17 protein-coding genes are annotated in these 22,651 nt (G+C 46.5%); 5 read left to right on the top strand and 12 right to left on the bottom strand.

Features of this window, described 5'->3' with window-relative positions:
* Positions 1-135: 135 nt before the first annotated feature.
* The 4 genes from MHB49_RS05345 to MHB49_RS05330 all read right to left on the bottom strand — a co-directional run bounded on the left by MHB49_RS05345 (position 136) and on the right by MHB49_RS05330 (position 6,735).
* Positions 136-1,239 (bottom strand): response regulator, encoded by a 1,104-nt coding sequence (locus MHB49_RS05345; RefSeq protein ID WP_405155319.1) that lies wholly within the window; start codon positions 1,237-1,239, stop codon positions 136-138.
* Positions 1,214-4,315: an ATP-binding protein gene (locus tag MHB49_RS05340; RefSeq protein WP_405155318.1), complete on the bottom strand. Its 3,102-nt coding sequence runs from the start codon at positions 4,313-4,315 to the stop codon at positions 1,214-1,216. The genes MHB49_RS05345 and MHB49_RS05340 overlap by 26 nt, the downstream gene beginning before the upstream one ends.
* Positions 4,316-4,571: 256 nt before the next feature.
* Positions 4,572-5,924 carry an amino acid permease gene (locus tag MHB49_RS05335; RefSeq protein WP_405155317.1) on the bottom strand — a complete coding sequence of 451 codons (1,353 nt, stop codon included), beginning with the start codon at positions 5,922-5,924 and terminating at the stop codon, positions 4,572-4,574.
* Between the two features lie 355 nt (positions 5,925-6,279).
* A complete protein-coding gene (locus tag MHB49_RS05330; protein ID WP_247900888.1) occupies positions 6,280-6,735 on the bottom strand; it encodes a GNAT family N-acetyltransferase in 456 nt (151 codons plus the stop codon).
* Positions 6,736-6,915: 180 nt separating this feature from the next.
* Here MHB49_RS05330 and MHB49_RS05325 point away from each other — a divergent pair, with 180 nt between their 5' ends.
* Together MHB49_RS05325 and MHB49_RS05320 are read left to right on the top strand one after the other, a co-directional pair.
* A complete protein-coding gene (locus tag MHB49_RS05325; protein ID WP_405155316.1) occupies positions 6,916-7,491 on the top strand; it encodes a GNAT family N-acetyltransferase in 576 nt (191 codons plus the stop codon).
* Positions 7,488-7,835: a DUF1801 domain-containing protein gene (locus MHB49_RS05320; protein ID WP_405155315.1), complete on the top strand. Its 348-nt coding sequence runs from the start codon at positions 7,488-7,490 to the stop codon at positions 7,833-7,835. Before MHB49_RS05325 ends, MHB49_RS05320 begins: the two co-directional genes overlap by 4 nt.
* Positions 7,836-8,279: 444 nt before the next feature.
* On the opposite strand, the gene MHB49_RS05315 is transcribed toward MHB49_RS05320, so the two are convergent.
* The 3 genes from MHB49_RS05315 to MHB49_RS05305 form a co-directional block, all read right to left on the bottom strand.
* Positions 8,280-9,584: a DUF1963 domain-containing protein gene (locus MHB49_RS05315; protein ID WP_405155314.1), complete on the bottom strand. Its 1,305-nt coding sequence runs from the start codon at positions 9,582-9,584 to the stop codon at positions 8,280-8,282.
* Positions 9,585-9,662: 78 nt separating this feature from the next.
* Entirely contained in the window at positions 9,663-10,841 is a 1,179-nt protein-coding gene (locus MHB49_RS05310) for an alanyl-tRNA editing protein (RefSeq protein WP_405155313.1), read from the bottom strand.
* Positions 10,842-11,106: 265 nt separating this feature from the next.
* A complete protein-coding gene (locus tag MHB49_RS05305; RefSeq protein WP_405155312.1) occupies positions 11,107-12,015 on the bottom strand; it encodes a ketopantoate reductase family protein in 909 nt (302 codons plus the stop codon).
* A 149-nt stretch (positions 12,016-12,164) separates the two neighbouring features.
* Here MHB49_RS05305 and MHB49_RS05300 point away from each other — a divergent pair, with 149 nt between their 5' ends.
* A complete protein-coding gene (locus MHB49_RS05300) occupies positions 12,165-12,716 on the top strand; it encodes a TetR/AcrR family transcriptional regulator (RefSeq protein WP_405155311.1) in 552 nt (183 codons plus the stop codon).
* 500 nt (positions 12,717-13,216) lie between these two features.
* Here the strand turns inward: MHB49_RS05300 and dhaK are convergent, their stop codons facing one another.
* Both dhaK and MHB49_RS05290 read right to left on the bottom strand, forming a co-directional pair.
* Positions 13,217-14,986 carry a dihydroxyacetone kinase subunit DhaK gene (dhaK, locus tag MHB49_RS05295; RefSeq protein WP_405155310.1) on the bottom strand — a complete coding sequence of 590 codons (1,770 nt, stop codon included), beginning with the start codon at positions 14,984-14,986 and terminating at the stop codon, positions 13,217-13,219.
* Positions 14,987-16,129, bottom strand: a complete 1,143-nt coding sequence (locus MHB49_RS05290; protein WP_247900880.1) for a glycerol dehydrogenase — start codon at positions 16,127-16,129, stop codon at positions 14,987-14,989. It abuts the gene before it with no gap.
* A gap of 322 nt (positions 16,130-16,451) precedes the next feature.
* Here MHB49_RS05290 and MHB49_RS05285 point away from each other — a divergent pair, with 322 nt between their 5' ends.
* Positions 16,452-17,483: a PocR ligand-binding domain-containing protein gene (locus MHB49_RS05285; RefSeq protein ID WP_405155309.1), complete on the top strand. Its 1,032-nt coding sequence runs from the start codon at positions 16,452-16,454 to the stop codon at positions 17,481-17,483.
* 342 nt (positions 17,484-17,825) lie between these two features.
* On the opposite strand, the gene MHB49_RS05280 is transcribed toward MHB49_RS05285, so the two are convergent.
* The 3 genes from MHB49_RS05280 to MHB49_RS05270 form a co-directional block, all read right to left on the bottom strand.
* Positions 17,826-19,205, bottom strand: a complete 1,380-nt coding sequence (locus tag MHB49_RS05280) for a discoidin domain-containing protein (RefSeq protein WP_405157051.1) — start codon at positions 19,203-19,205, stop codon at positions 17,826-17,828.
* A 298-nt stretch (positions 19,206-19,503) separates the two neighbouring features.
* A complete protein-coding gene (locus MHB49_RS05275) occupies positions 19,504-20,604 on the bottom strand; it encodes a threonine aldolase family protein (protein ID WP_405155308.1) in 1,101 nt (366 codons plus the stop codon).
* A 15-nt stretch (positions 20,605-20,619) separates the two neighbouring features.
* The gene (locus MHB49_RS05270; RefSeq protein WP_405155307.1) at positions 20,620-21,486 is read right to left on the bottom strand and encodes a LysR family transcriptional regulator; all 867 of its coding nucleotides are present in this window, start codon (positions 21,484-21,486) and stop codon (positions 20,620-20,622) included.
* A gap of 136 nt (positions 21,487-21,622) precedes the next feature.
* Here MHB49_RS05270 and MHB49_RS05265 point away from each other — a divergent pair, with 136 nt between their 5' ends.
* Entirely contained in the window at positions 21,623-22,612 is a 990-nt protein-coding gene (locus tag MHB49_RS05265; RefSeq protein ID WP_405155306.1) for a zinc-binding dehydrogenase, read from the top strand.
* Positions 22,613-22,651 lie beyond the last annotated feature (39 nt).

Raw genomic sequence — 22,651 nt, 5'->3', positions numbered from 1 at the left:
CAACAGCATTAGTCTAGCAAATTGCTTCTCAACATTTTTACAACATTTCACCCATAAAACGACAAAAAGAGGGTCTAAAGGCGTAAACCTTAAGACCCCCACATTTTTTTTTATTATGATCGGTTTTGTCACACTCTAATTTTCCTCCAGCAGCATTCGCTTCTTCAAAACCTGCACATTTTCGACTCCGGCCAGATCTCCGACATGCCTCAAGGAGTCAATGAGTAGATCATAGTAACTCTCTCGACTGGGCTCCAGATCGATCAGCTTTCGGAGCATCGCTATCCGCGGCTCATTCGTTGCCCCATTCAGAGTATTCGTCAGGTAGGACATCAGGACGGAACGCAACTCGATTCGGTAAGTATCCGCCCATTCATAATGCTCCATCTCCAAGTAATTGCCGCCATACAGATGAAGCATGTCCGTGACTTCGGTTCCGGTAACTCCCCTCTTCATTCGACCAAGCAACTCTTCAAGATCACTTCGGATAAACACCGGATCAATCCAGTACCGCTCGTCGCCGTACCTTACTACTTGGCCATAGCCCACCGACTTAAACAGACTCCGCAAATAATACAGGGATGTGTGCAACAATTTTTGCCCGCGCTCCGCCAGATCATTCGGCCATAAGTTTTCCAATATGGCGTATTTGTAAACGGGCTGTCCGCGATGATGCCAAAGGAATGCGAATAACTCCTTCGTTTTCTTGGTCCTCCAGGTTAATAGCCTTCCATTTGCAGCATACAGCTCCATGCTGCCTAATACTTTAAGTGAGAGCAATACCTTATCTTCACCGACAGTGTCCAATTCGCTTGAACCAATGTTAGCAACCTTCCTGTCAAGATCTAGGGGACTACCACTTAGACTCCGATTTTTGGCCTGGAGAATAGAATAACGGTGCAGTGTCCTGGCCAGCTTGTCCTTGGCGACCGGTTTAAGCAAATATCCGATGGCGTCGGTGTCATACGCATCAATCGCATACTGATCATGCGCCGTTACAAAAACGATCTTAGCAAACGGACAGCACACGGTGATCTCCTCCGCAACCTCCAGCCCGCTTACTCCAGGCATTTCGATATCCAAAAAGATTAAATCCGGCTGTAGCGCGCCACATTGTTCAAGCGCTTCGGCGACCAGCTGAAACCTGCCGACAACCTCCACACCGCCAACTTCAGCCAGCATAATATCTATTACGTCAAGCGAGATCTCTTCGTCATCGATCAGAATGGCTTTCCACATAAGGCTCCTCCGTCAAATAAATTGTAATTCGGGTCCCTTCGCCCAAGCGACTATGAATCTCCAGATTCCGCCCGTATCTCATTTGCAGCCTGCGGTTCACATTACCGATGCCGATCCCCCCAGTCTTTCCTTGCTCCAGTAATCTTAGCGTTTGTTCGTCCATTCCATCCCCGTCATCCTCTACAACGATCTCCACACCGTTAATGCTGCGGGTAACAATAATGTTCACGGTCCCTCCTTCAGGCTTCTGTCCGATCCCGTGACGGACGGCATTTTCGACTATAGGCTGGAGTGTGAGTGGGGGCACCATAACTCGTGCATCTTCATCGATTGTGTAGCTCACGTTCAGCCGTTGACCAAAGCGAAGCTGCTCAATGGCAAGGTAGGCACGTATCAATTCCAGTTCCCGCTCTAACGGTACTGCATCACCCTGGAAAATAAATGTGAACTTGGAGCGGAGATAAGTGGTCAAGTGGTGGATCGTTTCCCGCAGCTTGTCTACATCCTTATAGCTAAGCCCAACTAGGGCATTGAGGCTGTTGTACAGAAAATGCGGTGGAATCTGGGCCTGCAAAAAGTCCATCTCCCGGCGTACCGCCTGCTCAGAGGAGCTTTTCATCGCCAAAAGCGATTGTACTCGTGCTCTAAGTTCTGCCAGCTCGAAAGGCTTCTGCAAAATATCATTTGCCCCCGCTGCAAAGGCGGCCAGAATATCCCCCGTTTGCCCCGAAGCGGTCAGCATCAGCACCGGAAGCTCAGCCAATCCGTGAAGTGACCGGATGTCCTTACAGATGTCCAATCCCGATACACCAGGCATCATCAGATCGAGTAGAACAAGGTCCGGCTTCTTGCGCCTTAGCGCCTTTAGTGCCTCTTCTCCGCTGCCCACAGCGGTATATGTGTACCCCATAGAAGCAGCTACGTCCATAGCGACCTTCAGATTGGAGGGTTCATCGTCAACAATCAGAATATGGAACGCCTCATCTGGCTCGTCCACAGCTAACTGAACCTTAGGGAACAGCGCTGGGTTCTCTTCAGGCTTCATATGTGCCTCATACTCCGTATAATTCTTATATCCGGTATGTCCAGCGTATTCAACAGTGGCCGCCACCTGGTTCTCCCCGCTCCGTGCAATTGGCAGCATGAATGTAAACTTGGAACCTTTGCCAACCTCAGACTCTATCTGCATATACCCACTCTGCAACTCGACAAGTTGCTTCGATATGCCAAGCCCCAGTCCAATACCGTCCCGTGAATGCGCACCCTGCTCATTATATTGAAAGAACGGCTGAAACAGGTCGTCCATGATTTCTGGAGGAATACCCCTTCCGGTGTCGCTAATGGATATTGCCAGCATATTTGCCTTTCTCTCTGCTGAAATGGAGACCGTTCCACGATCCGTATACTTCAATCCGTTCTCCAGCAGATTATGCAAAATCTGCCGAAGCCGGTTCTCGTCAGCCATGATAAGAGGTAGATTGGGGGGCAGCTCATTTACAAGCCTGACACCCCTCTTAACGGGCGAGATCGATAAGGTCTCCATAACAAAATCGGTTGATATGTAAAGGTCTACAGGTTTCATTTGCACGAAGAGTTGACCGTACCGAATTCGATTCATATCAAGGATGTCATTCACCAGTCCGGCAAGTCGCCTTCCGATCAGATGAAGCAGCCTGACGTTCTCACGATGCTCCGCTGCGAGCGGTGCCTCTTTATTCGCAAGCAAGGCTTCTGACAGATTGATGATTCCATGTAAAGGGGTGCGAAGCTCATGCGACGTTTTGGCCAGAAACTCATCTTTTTGCCGGTCGTAGACAAGCAATTGATCAGCCAGGCGTTCACTGCGCAGGAGAGCCCCACGAATCCGGTCTGTCATCAGGAATGATTGCGATAATACGACTAGCAGTAGCGTAACGATGATGTAATACGGACTGTCCAGCGCCAATTGATAACGGGTCAGGGCGAAAATCCAACTAATAATCAAAAAGAAGACACCAAGCAAAATATAGTAAATCCTGACCCCGTGATGGCGATTGCGAAAAATTGAAGCAAAGATAAACCCGAAAGCCACTATCTGCAAAAATACACCGGGCCCCAACAGATACAAAAGGTGATCATTGGGGAACCCAATTAGTAAAACCAGATACACATAGGAAAACCAGCGAACCCCCCTGAACAAATATCCGCTTCTCTCATTTAGATAAATGCGTACATAGTGAATGAAAAACATAATCGACAGATACGGAAGAATGAAAAGCAGCTTCTGCAGCAGCAGAAACGACATCGAGGGAAACAGAGTCGCCATAACGATCTCGTTGTCGATGCTGAAAAACAACCCCAACGTCAGACAAAACAAGCTAAAGAAAACCAGATACGGCTCCCGCCGCCATTGCCTGAACATACCTGCAAAATAAATGCCAAAAACGAACAACGTGGTGATAACGATGACATCCGCCATTCGGGCATTGTCCCGCCGGGTCATAACATCCGTCGCAAGTCCAAACTCAGGGGCTTGCACAAGTCCACCTTGCAGGTATCGATAGCTCGACACCTGGACAAGAATATCAATGGTCTGGTCTTCGACCTTGATCGTTCCAAAGAACGGAAAATTGCTGGGCACAAATTCGGCTGCCGACAATCCGGGTTGTCCAGTACCGCCAAGCTCCTCGTCTTCCATATAGATACGACTCGACATCCTAATCTTTTTGGCTCTAAGACCATAGTCCTCGGGATCGTTTACCAACAGTCGCAGACGGTACGTCCCCGCGCCATAGCCGCTTTCTGAGACTTCTCCCTTCCAACCTCCTGGGACAGGAAGAATGTGAGGTTTTGGTTGCTGCTCCGCTCCCCGATTTGCAAAATCACTGGGAGTCAGCAGCTGATCCTTGTAGAATTCCCATTCCCCGCGAAGCGGAATGATCCCCTGTTTAGCAAAATCCCACTGTCTGGCATCCAGCACGCCTTCCCTCGCCTCCGGATAATGCAGATTGGGATGAAGCCATTCATAGATAAAGATTGAGGTCACGCCAGCAAAAATGCCGACCATACCAATTAGAACAAGTAATTGTCTTCTCATGACTGCTTATTCCTTCCTATCATCGGAAAAAAAATTCGGAATAGATTTATCAAATACCGAAGTATTTCAAAACAAACTATTAAAAAGCCTTCGACATTATCATAACAATTTTGATATCAAACGTCCGCAGATTGTATAAATTAAGCACCTCACCCAACTCAAATGAGCTGTCTGCTTCCCGTTTTCGACAAAAAAAACATCCTGACACAAGCGCCAGGATGTTTGGATATTGCACAAATATTATACTCTTACACGATTATACAACAGGTCCCTTTGTCTTCCTGAATCGAATCAGAGACCAGAGAATCAGTAACGCGAGTACAGATAGACAGATGCTGATGCTAAAACGGTTGCCCTCATCAAATACGAACAGTACTGCAATGACACCGAGACACAGCACAGCAGCCCCAGTTACGTAAGGAAATCCCCAGACCTTAAATGTCGGTTGTATCGGATATCTTTTGCGCAGTTTCAGCTGTGAGGTGGCAATACAGATCCATACGAGCATCACGACAAATCCCGGAACCGCCAGCAGAACGCGGAAGAGCTGATCTTGTGCGAACAGCCCCAGCATGGAGCCTCCAAGCAGAATCACAGCACATACCAACAATGTATTTACCGGGCTGCCGTTACGATTCGTTTGTGATAATACCTTGGGAGCTTCACCACCTACCGCCATGGAATGCATCATCCGGGATGCGCCGTAAATGCCCGAATTCGCAGCAGACAAAACGGCGGTTACCAAAATAAAGTTCATGATATGCGCGGCTCCGGGTAGTCCCGTTGAGGCAAGCACCTGTACAAACGGACTGCTCTCAGGTCCGATTTCATTCCACGGAATGAGCCCGCAGATGATGAGAATCGGCAGGGTAAAAAATAAAATAATTCGCAGCATGAAGTTCCCCACGATTTTGGGCATCACCTTGTCCGCATTTTCCGTCTCCGTTAAGGTCAAGCCGATAAGCTCAGATCCTCCATACGAGAACATGACGACCAATAATGCCGAGAAGATCGATGACCATCCATTAGGGAAGAAACCGCCTGCTTGTGTGTAATTTTGCAGATAAGGCGTGTTGTCACTTGGAATGATCCCGAAGATCAGACCGGCGCCGAGGATAATAAAAATAATGATCATGGCGATTTTAATGCCTGCCAGCCAAAACTCAAATTCCCCAAATACACCTACGCTCAGCAGATTGATCAGTATAATAAACACCGCACATGCTAAGCTCAGCATCCACAGCGGCACTTCTGTGAACCAATACTGCAAAAAGCTTCCTGCTGCGATCACCTCAATGACACATACCGATAACCAGAGGAAACAATACATCCATCCCATGATAAAGGAGACTCTGCTGCCGAACGCTTCCTGCACAAAGTCTTTCATATTTTTGTTCTTGTACACCGTAGCCATCTCCGCCATCGCAGCCATGACAACCAGCAGCAATAATCCTGCAAAAATGTACGTTACAATGACTCCTGGACCTGCAAGTCCAATCGTTTCAGCGCTGCCTTTGAAAATTCCGGTTCCAATGACACCGCCCATAGCCATAAAGTTAATATGCCTTGGTTTAAGTTTCTTCTGCAATGTTCCTTCTGTCTGAGCCAATTCAAATCCTCCTGATGTAAAAAACGTTCTTCTGTTATGTTTTCTAAAACATAAATTCCAGTATACCCTATTGTTCATGGATCAGCCCAGAAGTTCCGTACGGCCAATTCATCCCAAACCAATGCTGACAAGACCTATGTTTTATACCCCACAATGATAAAAGGAAATCTGTATACAATCCCATTCTTTCATTTGAATATATTCTACTCCTCTTCCCATCTCCAATATGTATGATTTGTTGCCATTCACCACTTCGTAAAACAATCATTACACGCAAAAAACCAGCGGTCTGTATGCAACAGAATGCTGGTTTCCTTTCCTGTGTTCCTGCTATTCTTTTCTGCTTATCATGCAATTATAATTCCTTCGTCATAAAAGCGCTGTTCGGGTCCAAAATATAATCCGCAAATGGCTCACAGTATACAAATCCAAAGTCCTCATACAGCTTCCGCGCCGGGATAAAAGAATCCATCGAACCTGTCTCCAGGCTAATCCGTTTATAGCCCCGATCCTTGGCAACCTCGATAATATGGGCCAGGATGTGTCTCGCCACGCCTTTTCTCAGGTGAGCCGATGCTGTACGCATGGATTTCAGTTCCCCATGCTCCAAATTCAATTCTTTCATTGCACCACAGCCCAGCAATTCTTCCGCCTCCCAGGCGCACCAGAAAGTAATTTCAGGTTTCTTCAGTCCATCCAAATTAAGCGCATGAACACTCTCTGGCGGCGAATCTGCCAACATCCCTTTCATATGCTCTGCGATTAACCCAATGACTTGAGGACCGCTCAAATCGTCTACTTTGATCTCCACATCTACCACTCCTGCCGACCATTTTGTTGTGTGTTGTACCACTGAATATATGTCTATTGGTTATATAATACTACCATGACAGGTTTCCTGACAACAGATTCAGAAACACGAATAAAATGTCTATTGTGGTGCCCTGAAATTTCCATTATAGTGAGGCTATCTGATCCAAAGGAGCCTCCCATGACACTAACAGCTGAAAATCTGTTTTATAGTAAACGGTTGAAGATGACTCCTCCCCGTGCAGAAGATGTGCAAACCATGCTGCAATGGAATGAAGACCCTGAATATTTGCGAAATGTGGATACGGACATTGCCATCCCTTATTCGGAAAAACAGCTCGAAGACGAAGGCGAGACAAAGGACAAGGAAGTTTACTTCCGGCTTCGTACACATGAGGATGAACAATTGATCGGATTCGTTGTCATTCACAGCATTGAATGGAATAACCGCTGCGGACAGCTTGCCATTGGCATCGGACTCGCAGAGCATCGCAACAAGGGGTACGGAACGGAAGCGCTGAATCTCATGTTGAGATATGCGTTCCATGAATTGAATCTGGACCGGGTAGGACTGGATGTCATCGCCTACAATGCAAAGGGCATCCGTGCCTATGAGAAGGTCGGCTTTCAGCTGGAAGGTCGCGCCAGATCAGCCGTGTATCGTGATGGAAAACGCTATGATCGCTTAATGATGGGAATTCTGAGACCTGAATGGGAAGCACAAAATCAAATCAATGTGGAGGGTGGACAAGCATGAATAGGAATGCGGAAGTCACTGAATTTATCGAACAGATCACGGTACCATGGCAAGTCCAGGTTGCAAGTAAACTGCGGGAGTTGGTACATGAGTCCATCCCTGAAGTAGAGGAACGTGTGCAGTACAAAAAACCTCATTTCCTGAAAAACGGTAAATATGCGGCGGTCATCTCCCCTTCCAAGCCGGCTGTATCCTTCACGATCTTCAATGCAGCCGGACTTGATCTGCCAGATGGGATATTTGAAGGCCCCGCGGAACGCAAAACCATCAAGATCAAGGAAAAAGATACGCCGGACTATGAGTGGCTCGCTGACCTTCTGACACAGGCATCGGCAGAACTCTAAGCCGTTAAATAAAAAGGTCACTAATGAGACAGCCCGAAATTTCATTTCTCCTTTTGCCCAGGACGCTAACGAATCTGTTACACCTTAAACGGCGGATTCTCAAGGCATGCAAACTTTAACGCATCTCAGTGACGTTATTTCGCTGTAACAACAGGGGCAGAGCCTTGTAATCGACCGCATCGATGAAATAACGTCTCTGTAATTCGTTACATCTCAGAACGATGCAAATGGGAGGAAATAACGTGTACCAGGTTCGTTAGAAAAAAAGTAACGTGTACATGCGGCGTCCAGTATAATCCTCATGACCTGTGGGACTGCCTCTGGTCATACGAAGGGGCTATCCTGTAATGTTCTAACCATACAGATAGCCCCTTTTGAATATTCGACTGTCATTCCAACTTCTGAATTGAATTTTATGAAATAATCCAATCATTACTTCCTTCATCAGGACTGTTGATAAGATACCGCAGTCAGCTGGCATGGCTCGCAAATGAACATGTAATATATGCCTTCTCCGTATTCCTCAACCTCGCCCCAGTCCAGTTGTCCGATAGCCTTCATTCTCATGGAACAGCATGGGCAGATCGGATACTCCGCGTCCTGAACCCATCCGGGATGGCCCCCGATCTGGGATGCAGAAGGCTCCATTGCCCACTCACTGGCATGGAACGGCTGACGCGGTGCAGTCGCTATCCGAAAATGCCGCCCTGCATCCGGTGCAAGCTTAACATAGTCATCCGGGTCAAGATCATCCGCCCCCATTGGCATCACATTAAGTGCACTCCAGCACGGTTTACCTGCTGAATCCATTTCCATATAAACGACGCCATAACAGCTGCATATCACGCAAGTCCGCACTTGAAGTCGCTCGCTGTTCCAAGCAACATCCTGCAATGCTGGATGCTGTACATCCAGATCAATTAAGGTCGTTAACGAACTGCCACACCACTTACAGTTATCGGCATTGGGCAGAAGCATGGAGATTGGATCGCCATTGGATGTGTTGTCAGCCCCATCATCCTCTTTTACTTTATAGAGTGAATAACATGGGGTGGTAAATAAATCCCTGCGCTGCCCTTCATTCGTCAACTCCCAACCGGCCTCGGTTGTATAGTGCTCTGGCGCGACATGTAACTGATCTGCCCAGTGAGGTGGAAACTGCCTCCATTGTTGGAACTGACGTACCACAATTTCATCTCCAATATAAGCGAGCATGAGCAGCAGAATATTTCGATTCTCATCATCGGTGTTCACCTGCTGCAAGAGTTGATCACGCACTTTGGCAGAGGCACTCTTATACAAAATGACAGGGTAGTAGATTTCGCGCTCCAACAGCTCCGGAATCAGTGCAGATAACGAGGCATCATGGTAACAAACCAGATATACCAAAATATCTTTGCCTGTATCCTCATCCCCTGTACGAATCTGTTGCATCGCATAATCGATCATGAGGCCTTGCTGCTCTGTAGACAAGGACAGATATACCTGTTCTTTGGATTGCTCATATGCCGCATAACGGATTAGTGGGTCATGAACCTGGCGGGTATGCATGATTTTCAGAATCTCCACAGGGTCCGTCATTCCCTCATACAAGTTCACGTCGCGTCGATGGGCTTCAATATATCTTTGATGTGCCTCGCGTTCCATCTCCTGCTTGCAAGGCATGCAGTACCCACCTGTTTTGGCAGCCGTTGCTGGCAAAATCGTATTTGGGCACCCCTCTCGTATGCACGGAATGCGTTCTGTCATCTATCGGTCCCCCCTCTGCTTTTGATCCCACGTCACGATCTACTTAGCCCAGGTCCTATTAAACAGCGGGACGGTTGATTAGTGATGTCCCAGTTGATCCTTCGTAAATTCATAAAATGCGATCGCATCTTCGCTGCTGGCAAAGCCCGCCTGAGCCATCTTGTCACTGCCGCCACCTTTGCCCTGGTAGGCTCCGAGATTGCCCTTGAAGAAAGGTCCACAAGCCCACTCTGGCGGCTGCCCGTTCTGTGCCAATACAACTTTGGCCTCCGAGATGCTGGCAAAGAGTACTAGTCCCTCATGTTCCGATGTCAGCTTGGTTGCCAGACTCTGCATATCCTTGAGCGATTTGTCCTCAAAGATTTGGGCAATGACAAGCCCTTCCCGTGCAGATAGGAGCTCCTGCGCATAATAAGCATCATTGGAAGCTTTCACCGCGTTTAACTCTGCTTGCAGCTGCTTTTGTTCTGCTTCCATTTTGTCGATCCGTTCCGCAAGCTCTTCCCGGCTGGTCTTCAATTTAGCTGTAATTCCGGTCAGCACGCTTTGCGCGGCGTTGAACTCATTCAATGCACGGTATCCGCATTTAAAATAAATCCGGGTGCCACCCTTCACTTTCTCCGTTCTCAACAGTTTGATAATCCCGATCTCACCCGTGGCCGACACATGTGTTCCACCACAAGCGTTATATTCCACACCCTCGATCTCCACGATGCGAATATCTTCGGTTACGGTAGGCTGCTTCACCAGTGGCAGACGGGCCGCTTCTTCCGCTGTGACCCAGGAACTGCTGATTTTGGCATTCCGGTAAATCTGCTGATTGACCTCCATTTCAATGGCAGCCAGTTGGTTCGCTCCCAATTCGGCTGCGGCCACATCAATCGTGATATAATCTGTGCCCAGATGAAAACTGAACGTCATCGCATCTGCCAGCTTCAGCGTAATAGCCGATAGCAAATGCTGCCCGCTATGCTGCTGCATATGATCAAATCTGCGCTGCCAATCGATGTGGCAATCCACGTCATTCTGCTCCGGCGCACGTTCCAGCTTGTGCAGCACCTCACCATCTTCACTAATTACATCCAAGATATCCATGCCGCCGATCTGTCCCAGATCACAAGGCTGCCCACCCCCATGCGGATAAAAAGCCGTCTCTGCCAGCGTCACATATATACCGTCTTCCTTGTCTACTCTGCCTGTAATTTGTGTATGCCACTCGCGTGTGTATGCGGAGTCATAATAGATTTTTTGCGTCATCGAATCATCCCGATCCCTTCTCGTTCAAAATTGAGTGCTGCTTTAGCATTTTAACGAATGCAACGTCACTTTCTGATCTATGCAAAATCCTTATGTACCTGATCTCCAGATTACACTATCTGGCGTAAACAATCCAAGTTTCAGCCTGCAAGCATTCCTTTTTTATATCAAAAAGACCGCTCTGCAAGTCATGCTACAGGGGCGGTCATGTGAATATCAGTAACATGTCGTTACAACGTACTAACCCTAATCTCTGTTTTTGTTCTTAGGGTGTAATACCTTTTTGACTCAAAAACTTCAATAAATCGTTATTCAGCTGCACAACTTCGTTGTTTGCACTACTCGCATAGTCTGGCAACATCATATCCTTTACCATTTTAGTCCGCAACCATATCATAAATAAAGAATCCAAAATGAAATCTGGACATGAAAGCACTATTTTAAATGCAGATGGATTAATAGCAACGCCCGCTTTTTGTATGGCCCTCAGATATGTTTTTAAAGTGTGTGTTATTTCGTGTGCCGTTTTTCTGTTGTTAGCTGTATTGGAATCAATGGTCTTATTATCCATTTTCAAAAAGCCAAGCAATGCAATGTCTGATACGGCATGTGTTATTAGATACGATCTCATATCCTTTTTAATTGCCCAAGGGAGTTTTGCTGTTTTAAATATTTTTGCCAGGTTCTCTACACGTTCTGTCACTAAACCACTCATATCTCCGAACACAGTAGCCACAAGAGTCTTTGGTGGAATTCGGGCAAACAATATTCCTTCTTTAATCTGTCCGCCAACACCGGGAAAAGCGGGTAAAAGTCTATCTCCAACTATTTCTAGCCACGAAGCAAATCCAATTGAATTATTAGTCATTGTAACAATAGTTTTGCTTTGATTGTCTTGTAGGGCTAACAACGCTGATTCGGCTCGATCATAACGAACAGTAACGAAAATAAAATCATATACATCATCATTTTCAAGGGTATCAATGACATTGACTTTAATCGATTTAACCGTACCTTTTTCATTATATTGCAGGCCCTTTTCTTTCAATGTTTTAAATCGATCAGTACGTGCAAACATCGTAACGTCAAGTCCTGCTTCAATGAATCTCATTGCGTATATGCTCCCTATAACACCTGCACCATATATTAAAATTCTATGTTGTTTAACGGACATAACATCCTCCCTCTTTTTTTAAACAATCTCTCTTGACTATGCAACAACGTGTTGTATGATTTAATCATAAATCGTTATAATCCCCTTGATCAAACATCAATTTTTAATTATTTGTCGGATGATACTCTTGGTACCGATAGGAGAAAAAAATGAAAAAGCAGCCCCAATTCACGGAAAAAACAAGACAAACGTTTATCAATGTTTTTTGTGAGTTATATAGTCAAAAGCCGATTGAAAAAATCTCGGTTCAAGAGATTACGAATAAGGCGGGATATAACCGCAGCACATTTTATCAATACTTTACTGATATTTACGAATTGTTAGACTTTGTTGAAAATGACTTATGGAACTACATAAAAGAAGAATTGGCAAAAAAAGAGCTATCTTCACATACTATTCAAGATGCGTTTCATTGTTTGGAAAACAAGGAATATCTCTCGGTTCTCAATGCCCTTTTGGGCGACTATGGCAGTATTCGTTTTTTAGAACGCTTGAAAAGAGAAATCACCCTTGGCAGATTGGAATTAAACCTACCGCCAAACAGCCCCTTAACGCCATACCTGATCGAGTTTCACATTTCAACATCACTCTCTTTATTTCGTCTTTGGCTCCAGCGACAAAAGGATTTATCGCCGGAAGAATTTTTTGAGTTAGTGGAAAATCTATATACAAAAGGGACAACGGCATATTCCAATAAATAACAGAACAGAATCGTGTCAAAATAGGAGTCAGGTCTTCACCAGTGAGGAAAATGAAAAAGAATAACAAACCAAGGGGAGGCAGGAGGCAGCATCAAACCTTCGATGCGATTGAAGATCGATTCCACGAGCGTGAGCGAACGATCAAAATGACAAAGAGGATGTCCCCTAAGTCATGAATATGACGGTGGACATCCCCTTTTAAGCGTTATTTTGTTTTAATGAACCTGACACACGCTATTCGCTCCTATATGACCAGATCTGGGATCTAACGAATCACAGAGAAGTTATTTCATCGATTTGGCTTATTTTTGAGGCTTCAACGCCCTTTTATGACGAAATAGCGTGACTGAGGTTCGTTAAATCTGGCAACCGTTGATGATCTGCCTTTTAAGGTGCGGTAAGTTCGTTAGCGCTTGGAGCGAGGCGGAACTCCTTTTGTGACAGCTCCTTTTCTTCGCATATATTCTTACATCAACAACTCTTGACTAGTCACATTATATTTATTTCATTGACTCAGACAATTCTGTGAAAATAACCCCCAGCGCATATGCGCCAGCATCCGGGTAGCCCAGACTGCGATCGCCAACCGTACCCGCGCGGCCCATGCGTGCCACGATGTCTTCGGTTTTCTTCGCGCCTTCTACTGCCGCTTCCGATCCTTTGGCAAAAGCCGTTTTGAAGTCATCTCCAGACTTCGCACTTTGCGTCCAGGCATCGGCACAAGGAACGAGTGCATCAATTAATGTTTTGTCACCTACAACGGCACCACGTCCGAAGGAGCGCTCCCCTGTAGATTGAATTCCTTTTACTGCCGCCTGCATCATGTCAGCGAACTCTGCAACGTTCAATTGCTGCTTGTCACCAACGGCTTTGCCTGCTGCCCGGAATGCCGAACCCCAGATTGGACCTGAGGCACCGCCGCAGTATTCCATAATGACCAAAGAGCATGCACCCAGGAATGAACCGATATTCTTTTTCTCTTCGTTCAAGATATGGTTCCATTCACGTTTGAGCTGTCTGAAGCCTTTCGCTACGCTCATGCCAAAGTCGCCGTCACCCGCATGGGAATCCAGTTCACAGAATGGCACTTCATTCTTGATGATGATCTCACTCATCTTATCGATCAGGTAGACGATATTATCCAAGGTGAATTGATTGTTGTTGATTACCGCAGAAGATGCCGGTGTCTCCACTTCGTAGGATACAGGCGCATCTTCAGTCACGACAGCTTCCAACGCTTCGGAATATGCCACTTGCGCTGCCGGAGGACCAGACACTTTGAACGCCGGTGTATCACTTTCCTTGAACAGCAACGTTTTCAGTTCATCATCCAGTTTCAGGATGGTTACCGATGCGCCTGCCATATCGATGCTCGTCATGTAATTGCCAACAAACGTAGTGGCTACATTCAGTCCTGAATGCTGTGCCAGCTCACGCTGAACCGAGTTGTTGAGCAGGTAAAGCTCCTGCAACGGTGTAGCACCGAAGCCATTAACAAGCACAGCAATCTCAGCGGATGCCTCGTTGTCCAGCTTCATGTCTGCAAGCAGCGCTTGAACCATGCGTCCTGCAAGCTCATCCGCAGATACAAGCTTCTCGCGGCGAATGCCTGGCTCACCATGGATGCCTACCCCGAATTCCATCTCATCTTCAGCGATTTCGAACGTCGGTGTTCCTTTGGCAGGCACCGTACAGGAGGTGAATCCAAATCCGATGCTGCGCACGTTCTGAGCTGCTTTATCCGCAACGGCTTTCACCTCTGCCAGGCTGCGGCCTTCTTCGGCTGCGGCTCCAGCGATTTTGTGCACCAAAACGGTTCCTGCAACGCCGCGGCGTCCTACTGTATACAGACTGTCTTGTACAGCAATGTCATCCTCAACCCGAACATATTGCACGTCAATGCCATCTTCCTCGGCAAGATGCGCTGCATTCTTGAAGTTCATCATGTCGCCGCTGTAATTCTTGATAATTAGCAGCGTACCCTTCCTGCTGGCTGTGGCCTTGATCGCCTGGTATACCTGAATCTGGGAAGGAGATGCGAATACATCTCCACAAACTGCAGCATCCAGCATGCCTTTGCCAACGTAACCTGCATGAGCTGGTTCATGTCCACTGCCGCCGCCGCTGATCAGGCTGACTTTGTCGGCATTAATCTCTCTGCGTTTAATCACTTTATATTTTTTCAAAAATTCAAGCTCCGGGTGCGCCAGCGCAATCCCGTTGCACATTTCCATGACAACATTTTCAGCCTGATTGATGATTTTTTTCATTTATTTCGCCTCCCGGCGAGCTTTTTTGTAGTCCCGTCCCATACGGTCAGCAGCCGCAATGGCAGCAGCCACTTCAGGAACCGTAATCGGGAACGGCATGGCGTGAATGGATTCTTCCGGAATACATGCGATCTCGGCCACCTTCAACAACTCTTCCTGACTAATGGTATCTACACCGATATCCGCCAAGCTTACAGGCAGACCCACTGCGAGACAGAAGTCCATGACTTCATGCAGCTCTTCGGTTGGTGCATTTTCAAGGACGAGCTGTGCAATCGTACCGAAGGATACTTTTTCTCCGTGGAAGAAGTGATGTGTACCCTCCAGAACAGTCAAACCGTTGTGGATCGCATGGGCAGCAGCCAGCCCGCCACTTTCAAATCCAAGTCCAGACAACAGAATGTTGGTCTCAACGATGTTTTCCAGCGCTTGAGTCACGACGTTGCTGTCACTGGCTACTTTCGCTTTTACTCCGTCCGTCAGCAGCATTTCATAACACAGCTTGGCAAGGGCAAGTGCTGCATTCGTACCTACTGCGGATGGCGTGTATCCTTCACGGGAACCCATCGGCAAACTAGCATTCACACGAGAGTATGACTTCGCTGTAGCTCTTGCTTCGAAGTACGTTGACAACGCGTCACCCATACCGGATACGAGGAACCGTGTTGGTGCGTTTGCGATAACCGTTGTGTCCACGAGAACAACACTTGGGCTTTGTTTGAAATACGCATAGTCATCAAAAGCACCTTCAGGCGTATATAACACAGCCGAGTGACTTGTTGGCGCGTCCGTTGCTGCGATGGTAGGACAGATGATCAGCGCTTCACCTTCTGCTACACATTTGGCTGCATCGATCGCTTTACCGCCACCAAGACCGATCGTACAAGTGCATCCTTTTTCTTTCGCAATTTCTTGGAGACGAGCGACTTCCTCGCGGGAGCATTCTCCTCTAAAACCGCTTTCAACAAATGTAATATTGAACTTCTGTGCCGTTGCATCAAGCTTCGCCTTTACACGCTGTACATCATCCGGATGTGCAATCAGCAATGCAGATTCACCAAAGGATTTCACAAAGTAACCGAGGTTCAACAATTCGTCTTCACCTTGTACATATTTCGTTGGACTAATAAATGCTTTTCTCATAATGATATAAACCTCCTATGGATGATATAAGTTAACCTGATGTAATTCTTGGATGGACTTATACATTAAATTTTAAATGCTCACAATTAACCTAAATATATACCATGCATGTGAGGTTTACAGTGGACTTTGATAACAAATAATTATAATTTGCAATCGTAATTTTTTGCTTTTCAACGAAATCATGGTATCTTATTGTCATGCGATGGTTTAATTTTGACATCATCTATACATTACCCGTCATTAACTCATCTTAATATGTACAACTTGCTAACTTTTAACGTACGAAATCATTCATCAGGTTAGCTATGGAGGGTCACCCATGATTAAAGAGTATTTGCATATTAATAAAATCCTCGACCTGAACAAATGGAAGCGTCTACAGGATTCTCTTGCCACCGTAACCAAGCTGGCCATTCTAACCGTCGACTATAAAGGCATTCCCGTAACCAGCCATAGCAGCTGCCAGGACTTTTGCCAAAATGTTCGTAAAGATCCCGAACTGCTTCCCTACTGCCAGAAATGTGATTCCCGTGGTGGGCTGGAAGCCGTTCGATTAAATGAGCCTTATGTCTACCTGTGTCATTTCAATATCGTGGATATCGCGATTCCAATCACCATTGATGGAAAATATATCGGTGCGGTAATGGCAGGACAGGTGAAACTCGCTGATCCGGAGAAAGGGACAGATTTGGAACAGATCGTCACGTCCAAGAACGTGCCTCTGCATGCTGCAAAACTGAAGGAATTACAGGACGATTATGACCAGCTGCCTGTCATGACCTATGAAGAGGTTGTGAAAATTTCCAATATGCTTTCCTTACTCTGTAACTATATTGTAGAGGAAGCGCTCAATAAAAATCTGCTTGTGGAGATGTTCGAGAAAGCTTCGGGTCATCAGGAGTCTCTGAATCTGTCCACCATTCTGCCTGGATACTCCATCCGTAATATTGAGTCCATCAAAAAAGAAATGACCAATGCGATTGCAGATGCCTATCTCAAAAACAGTCCAAGTGATACAGAGAGCTCCAGCCCGGTGCTCCAGCCTGCTTTTGAATATATTCACAGTCACAAGAGTGAGCAGGTCTCGCTCAAACAAATGGCCGAACTGTGCCATCTGAGTCCAAGTTATTTCAGCAGGCTGTTTGCCAAAGAAACGGGCGAGAACTTCACGACTTATATTGCACGGCTCAAAATCAAATGGGCCAAGCAATTGCTGGAAGTCACGGATATGCCGGTATCACAGATCAGTGATGAACTGGGGTTCAATGAGTCGGGTTATTTTATTAAAATATTCAAAAAATTCGAGGAAATTACACCTGCCCTCTATCGCAAATACATGCAGGAGCAATGAGCAAGCCTAAATACAACTGCAAGTTTTAGTTGCACTGGAAGGCTCATTGATATCTTTTTCGTATCAAAGATGAGGTTAAAAGATATTTCACCTATTAATCTGCCATTGCTACAATGGAGTCCAGGTCCCTTCCGACTAGCCTGTTACTTCATCTGTTCCTGAACATGAAACTTCATGAAATTGTGGTCCACGAATATGTTCACTATTAACGCCGTGTGATACAGAAGCTGCATTTATGCTGCATTAAAGTACCTTTCGTCACCTATCTTCCTTTTCCTGCAAAAAAGGCTGAATCAGGACTCTCGCCACTGATCAGCCAATTCACATTGATTGAACCCTATCTTATAACGCGACACCTGTAACTTTCCATTCCAGAATGCCTGTGGAGGCCGGATTATTTGCCACCATCTGGAGACGGATCTTTGTCGTGCTTACCGGATCAAACGTCGTGGTATTATAAGTGTTCGCCTGTGTGCCCAGACCTTTGGCGTTACTCACATCACGCCATGCATTCCCATCCCAATATTGAACCTTGTACGAGCGAGGCACATCAATCCCCCCATTATCCTTAAACCAGTAAATATCACTCTGTGACACCGTATACGGACGATCCCATTCATATTGCACCCATTGCGTTCCTGTTTCAGGCCAGTTCCCATACACAGCCTGAGCACGGTCATTGGAATGCGCCGGGTCCAAACCATCATTCAGTGCATTAATCGTTTCCCAAGGAGAAACATAGGAGGTTGTCACTATGGCGCTCAAAGCTACATTACCAGGTTGATTGGTGGATGGTGTAATCGGGAAACGGGCGGTATCCTTCTTCAGTTGGCTCCATGTATAACGAAGCAACCATACATCCCAATTTGTAATTGTAGATGAGTTGCCTGCCCACATAATCGTAGGCAGCGGGAAACCACCCGGTGGACGATCCTGTGTTTCGTAGAAGTCTGGCATTCCGAAACCATGTCCAATTTCATGCTCCGTAATTTGTATTTCATTATTGTTCACCGTACTCAAAATGTAGTCGTCAGATACCCGTTGCCCCCAGTCTCCACCAGCACCGCCGCCAAAGTTGGATGTACCCCACAGATACATGTCGAACCGCTTGTCCAGTCCCCCAGGATAAACATAGTTCGGATTGGTGAAGTGTTCAAAGCGTGACAGTGCGCTTGGGGCATAAGGTAAAGCTGCCGGAATGCGCGGATCTGATTTACTTAGCTCATCCACGGTTGTGGTCGTATACACAATTTCATTAGACTGTTTGTCCAAAATTTGTGCCGGATTGGCTACAGCCCACCCAACAACTTTGACTGCAATATCGCCATAAGGCCAACCATCGTATCCTTTCAGATGCTTGGTCCAGTTGTTCATTTGCCGTCCAAGCATCTTCTCAATATCCTTGCGCTGTTGCAGCGTCAGGTTCTTGGTCGATTGCCAGCGAACCACATAATTGATGGTGCCTTTGCCTGCAAAGATCTGGTCATAGATCAGGTTCTTCCGGTTAACGGACCCTTCCTTAATCATACGATTGGTATACACCCACTCAATGGATGATCTCAATTCCGAAGGCATGTCTGATAAGATGGCATTGATCGATATACTCGAATCGGTTGCTTCAGCTGCGGACACCTCTCCAGACCATCCTGCACTGCCTCCCAGTATTGTTACAGATAAAGCAAGTGACATTACAGCTAACGTAAACTTTTGACGTGAAAACATCATGCTCATCCTTTCTCTTCCTGAAATTATTAAAACGTTATCGCTTTGATCACAATCCCTTATTTGGAATATATTACATAAGTTATTTTACATGATAAGGTAAATATTGGAATGAATCTGTATGCCTGTTTTTGCTACAGATTCGTGCATTCATTCAATGACTATGTTTATAATCAAATCGGACTTTGGTCTAAGAAACAATGCTCATTCATGCAATGGAAATGTTAAAAGACAACAAAAAAGCCCTATCCAGCAAAGTGGATAAGGCATAATAATACATAATAGCCATAGCTTTATTTTAGTTCACATGTTTCCGCAGTTCTTCATCCAGCCATTGCAGCGCTGAACGCAGCTTGTCCTTGGGAACATTCGAATAACGATCCCCCGTTGACAATTCAAAAGCACAGCTATGGGCACTGGTTTGCTGCAAATACGATGTCATGCCTATGCCAAATTGCTGAGCCATGGATGCCAGAATACGTTCCACCTCGGCTTGGGCCAATGGAAAATGTACGTGAAACATATTGGAGACGGGCACTTCTGGCAATGTAGTTATACCGTGGCACGCATTCAACAAGGAAGCCAGTTCCTTGGCCTGCTCGTAATAAAGCTCCATTTTGCCAATTCGTTCATTGAAATAATATTGAGAACTGAGAATGTAGGGATATAGGCCGATCAGATCGCCGCCGTGCCGACGCTTCCATATTTTCGATTCTTGCATAACATCCGTATCCCCTGCCAATATAGCCCCAGCGATGCCTCCAATGCCTTTGTAGAAAGATACGTAGACACTATCAAACAGACTGCAAATCTCGGCTGGTGTCTTCTGATAATAAGGCGTAATTTCGAACAGGCGTGCCCCGTCCAGATGAAGCTTGATCCCGCGTTCACGGCAATAGGCCGAGATTGCTTCCAGTTCTTCATAGGCCGGCAATTGTCCACCAATCTCGCGCTGTGGCAGTTCTAGCAGCAGACAGGAAATCTCCTCATTGATCCCCTCTACATCTTCCAATCGAATCAAACGGTCCTCGTCCGCCAGCAAAATGGTTTCAATCTGATGCAGTTCCTTCAGTCCATCTTCCTCATGGATTTCCAGATGAGATAATGGGTGGTAGGCTACCCGCTTGATGCCTTTGCGGTCACACCAGATACGCAGCGCGATTTGCTGTGCCATCGTACCACTGGGGAAAAATACAGCCGATTCCTTGCCCAGGACATCAGCCATCTGCTGCTGAAATTGATCAATAATTTGGCCGTTGCCATAATGGTCACTAAATTGTTCCCCATCCACCTGCGCTAGAACTTCCTGAAGCACTTTGACTTTACGGCTGCCATGGCCGCCTATAATAAACTCTGCCTGATCAAATGCTTCCGCTAACGTTAACTCTGTTTCCTTCAAGGTTATTCACTCCTTTTATTGTTCTGGTCCTTGTTTCGTCATCATCAGAATCAGTGCACCAAGCGCTCCGGAGAGATGCTTACTCCGGGAATGCACAAATCCTACTTCCAACCTGCGATACGGATCTGGTAAAGACAGTATTGTAATCTCGCCTCTCTGTTCTGCTTTCTTAACAGAGGAGCGTGGGAGCAATGACACACCCAATCCGGCAGATACGCCATTCAAGATAGTGTCCAGTGTTCCGTATTCCGTAACATTGAGGGAGTCGACGCCTTGATCTTTCAAAAAGGCTTCTGCATGAGCGCGATGAGTACACCCTACTTCAAAAAATAACATGGGTCTACGCAATACATCATGCATCTCAAGGATTCCGGGTTCGGCAATCAGTACTAATTCTTCGTCGTACACTTTTATATAGTTCAGCTCAGGATGGTCAATCGGGCCATATATTAAAGCACCGTGCAGCTCATGTTGAATGACCTTCTGATTGAGTTCATGTGTACCTCCTGTAATTAGCGAATGCTGAACTTCAGGGTAACATAAGCGGTACTCAGCAAGCATCGGTGTCAAATAACTGGAAGCCGCCGTCTCAATTGCGCCAAGACGGAGCATCCCTGCGGGTGGATTCCCCATCTGAGCTGCCTGCTCCGCTTCATATAACAAATGTAATATTTTATCCGCATATCCCAGCAAATTCTCACCCGCCGGTGTGAGCGACATGCCCCGGTTGGAACGATGAAACAGTGGTACCTGCAGCTGATTCTCCAGCTGTTTAATGCGCGTTGTTACATTGGATTGCACATAATTCAGCGCTAATGCGGCTTTGCTGATACTGCCTTCGCGGGCAACCGCCTGAAATATTTTTAAATCTCCTGCATCCATGCCCTGATCACCTGCTTGTTATCTATGATCTGAATTGATACTGACATTCATTTTTGTTCATTTTACGTGAATCTGCCCCATCTGTACAATGAGGCTCAGTAGTGAAGTTTTTTATACACAAGGAGGATTTTTGAAAATGAAAGCTATGATACATTCCGGCCAGAGCGGCCTTGAAGGTCTTCAATATACAGATTCAACATCTCGGGCACCAGAAGCCGGTGAAGTACAGATCCAACTGAAATCTGCTGGAATTAATCATCGTGATCTGTTCATCATGGCAGGACGTACATTCCAGGACACACCACTCATTCTTGGTTCCGATGGAGCAGGTGTAATCGTAGCGATTGGCGAAGGTGTAGAAGGCTTATCTGTAGGTGATGAGGTCATTATCCACCCTACTCTCGGTTGGGACCACGCAGTTGACGTACCCACTGTGCCCGATATTGTAGGGGGCCCTACGGATGGAACTCTCGCACAATATGTTACGCTGCCCGCCAGAAATGCCTTACCAAAACCTTCTCATCTATCATGGGCGGAAGCAGGGGTGTTGTCCCTATCGGCTCTGACAGCATATCGCGCCTTATTTACTCGTGGCGAACTTAAGCAGGGTGAACATATCCTCATTCCCGGCATTGGGGGCGGTGTAGCGACATATGCCCTGCTGATGGCCGCAGCCGTTGGGGCGAGAGTAACCGTAACGTCCAGAAGTGAAACCAAAAGAAAAGAGGCTATGCGTCTGGGCGCTTTCCAGGCTCTGGATAGTCATGCAGACTGGGGTTCGCAGAACGATCTCGCTTCTGTTGACATCATCTTGGATAGCATCGGACAAGCCATGTTCCCGAAATATTTTGATATAATCAGACCAGGTGGACGTATCGTGATGTACGGTGCCAGCTCGGGAGATGATCTGACTGTTCCAATTCGCTCGATCTTCTTCCCTCAAGTTAGCCTGCTTGGCACCTCCATGGGCAGCCGTGAGGAGTTTGTCCAGATGCTGCAATGGGTGGAGCAGCATGATATACATCCTGTTATCGATAGCATATATCCGCTACAGGACACAGCGAAAGCATTCGAACGTATGGAAAAGGGAGCACAGTTTGGCAATCTTGCTATACTCGTGGAGTGACATCTGGTTATAGATGGACCTTCATTACTTAGTAAAAAT

Source organism: Paenibacillus sp. FSL K6-0108 (assembly GCF_045040695.1).
GTDB lineage: Bacteria > Bacillota > Bacilli > Paenibacillales > Paenibacillaceae > Paenibacillus > Paenibacillus pabuli_B.
Note: the sequence above shows the minus strand (reverse complement) of the source record. Positions and strands in the feature narration are given on the sequence as shown.

Excerpts from the sequence above, each read along its gene's own strand:
- MHB49_RS05345 (WP_405155319.1), bottom strand. The coding sequence starts at position 1,239 with ATGTGGAAAGCCATTCTGATCGATGACGAAGAGATCTCGCTTGACGTA.
- MHB49_RS05340 (WP_405155318.1), bottom strand. The coding sequence starts at position 4,315 with ATGAGAAGACAATTACTTGTTCTAATTGGTATGGTCGGCATTTTTGCT.
- MHB49_RS05325 (WP_405155316.1), top strand. The coding sequence starts at position 6,916 with ATGACACTAACAGCTGAAAATCTGTTTTATAGTAAACGGTTGAAGATG.
- MHB49_RS05320 (WP_405155315.1), top strand. The coding sequence starts at position 7,488 with ATGAATAGGAATGCGGAAGTCACTGAATTTATCGAACAGATCACGGTA.
- MHB49_RS05315 (WP_405155314.1), bottom strand. The coding sequence starts at position 9,584 with ATGACAGAACGCATTCCGTGCATACGAGAGGGGTGCCCAAATACGATT.
- MHB49_RS05310 (WP_405155313.1), bottom strand. The coding sequence starts at position 10,841 with ATGACGCAAAAAATCTATTATGACTCCGCATACACACGCGAGTGGCAT.
- MHB49_RS05305 (WP_405155312.1), bottom strand. The coding sequence starts at position 12,015 with ATGTCCGTTAAACAACATAGAATTTTAATATATGGTGCAGGTGTTATA.
- MHB49_RS05300 (WP_405155311.1), top strand. The coding sequence starts at position 12,165 with ATGAAAAAGCAGCCCCAATTCACGGAAAAAACAAGACAAACGTTTATC.
- dhaK (WP_405155310.1), bottom strand. The coding sequence starts at position 14,986 with ATGAAAAAAATCATCAATCAGGCTGAAAATGTTGTCATGGAAATGTGC.
- MHB49_RS05290 (WP_247900880.1), bottom strand. The coding sequence starts at position 16,129 with ATGAGAAAAGCATTTATTAGTCCAACGAAATATGTACAAGGTGAAGAC.
- MHB49_RS05285 (WP_405155309.1), top strand. The coding sequence starts at position 16,452 with ATGATTAAAGAGTATTTGCATATTAATAAAATCCTCGACCTGAACAAA.
- MHB49_RS05280 (WP_405157051.1), bottom strand. The coding sequence starts at position 19,205 with ATGTTTTCACGTCAAAAGTTTACGTTAGCTGTAATGTCACTTGCTTTA.
- MHB49_RS05270 (WP_405155307.1), bottom strand. The coding sequence starts at position 21,486 with ATGGATGCAGGAGATTTAAAAATATTTCAGGCGGTTGCCCGCGAAGGC.
- MHB49_RS05265 (WP_405155306.1), top strand. The coding sequence starts at position 21,623 with ATGAAAGCTATGATACATTCCGGCCAGAGCGGCCTTGAAGGTCTTCAA.